At 40.9% G+C, this 1,370-nt stretch carries 4 tRNA genes; 2 read left to right on the top strand and 2 right to left on the bottom strand.

The annotated features are described in order from the left end of the window. Nucleotides 1-8 precede the first annotated feature (8 nt). Both N523_RS0113355 and N523_RS0113350 read right to left on the bottom strand, forming a co-directional pair. Nucleotides 9-84 (bottom strand) — tRNA-Val (locus N523_RS0113355). 148 nt (nucleotides 85-232) lie between these two features. Further along, nucleotides 233-308 (bottom strand) — tRNA-Val (locus N523_RS0113350). A gap of 662 nt (nucleotides 309-970) precedes the next feature. Between N523_RS0113350 and N523_RS0113345 the strand changes: the two genes are divergently transcribed. Continuing rightward, nucleotides 971-1,046: transfer RNA gene (locus tag N523_RS0113345), tRNA-Ala, on the top strand. Nucleotides 1,047-1,080: 34 nt separating this feature from the next. After that, nucleotides 1,081-1,156, top strand: a tRNA-Glu gene (locus tag N523_RS0113340). The last annotated feature ends 214 nt before the right edge of the window (nucleotides 1,157-1,370 follow it).

Raw genomic sequence — 1,370 nt, 5'->3', positions numbered from 1 at the left:
TTTATATGTGGTGGGTGATACTGGACTTGAACCAGTGACCCTCGCCTTGTAAGGGCGATGCTCTCCCAACTGAGCTAATCACCCACATATAAATTCAAACGCTACTATTAAAGTTTAATAGTACTGGACTTTAACCAGTGAACCTTGCCGTTACTTGTAAATAGCAGTAGGCTCTCTTTTTTCTAAGTGAGCTAACGCCCATATAGAATATTAGATACGACACATTAAAATGTGGTGGGTGATACTGGACTTGAACCAGTGACCCTCGCCTTGTAAGGGCGATGCTCTCCCAACTGAGCTAATCACCCGCATCTAAACAACACCACATTGCTGCGTTGTTGTGGGGCGCTATTATAGATAGAGTTGCAAATGTGTCAACACTTGAATGATAAAAATGTGCTGAATGAAGCTTTTATAAACAATACAGTGCGAACGGTGTTCACTTTATCAACAAACTAATATTAAACGAACAATTGTTAAGCTTAATGTTTATTTAAAGTCGGCGGCGTAGACTAAATAGATGTCATTAGTGGTCGGATAAACAATAAAATATTTATGTAATAAAAGGCTAACTTTCAATAATTGTATTGCGTGATACAAATTAGCGGGTAATAAAAGTTATTTAAAGTTTAACATGCCAATGAACAGCGCTTTTTTAGTAGTAAAACAGCACCAAGCTAATTTGCATATAAATGTATACCTTTTAAATTATATTCAAACTCATATTATCGGTTGAATAGGGTACTCAGTCGTATACATGTGGCGAGTACAACAACGTAAAGCGCAACGTGACATCTAAATTAGTATGAAAATCTGTTTTTTAGCACGTATGATAGCCAGTTTGTTGAAATTTAAACCATTTAAATAATGTCGCATAAAAAACTGTTGACTTTATTTTGGGGGGTGCATAGAATGCGCCCCGCACTAAGCGATACACGACGTGATTATCACCGAGCGTATTGAATAAGTTGGGGCTATAGCTCAGCTGGGAGAGCGCTTCGCTGGCAGCGAAGAGGTCTGCGGTTCGATCCCGCATAGCTCCACCAATTTTAGTGTTTGTCCTAGGGTACAGTTTTCTGTGTCCCCATCGTCTAGAGGCCTAGGACACCGCCCTTTCACGGCGGTAACAGGGGTTCGAATCCCCTTGGGGACGCCATTTAACTTTTAGTTAAAGGCGGTTTTACCGAGAAAATAGCGTAACACATAAAGCTCGAGTCTTTATTTGTACTATACGCCATTACCTTAAAAGCTCAGGATGTGAGTTAAACTAATCGATTGTCCTAGTGACACATATTCTGTGTCCCCATCGTCTAGAGGCCTAGGACACCGCCCTTTCACGGCGGTAACAGGGGTTCGAATCCCCTTGGGGA

Origin of the sequence: Pseudoalteromonas sp. 23_GOM-1509m (assembly GCF_000518425.1) — a bacterium.
GTDB lineage: Bacteria > Pseudomonadota > Gammaproteobacteria > Enterobacterales > Alteromonadaceae > Pseudoalteromonas > Pseudoalteromonas tetraodonis.
The sequence above is the reverse complement of the archived record's forward strand: the minus strand, read 5'-3'. Positions and strand labels throughout refer to the sequence as shown.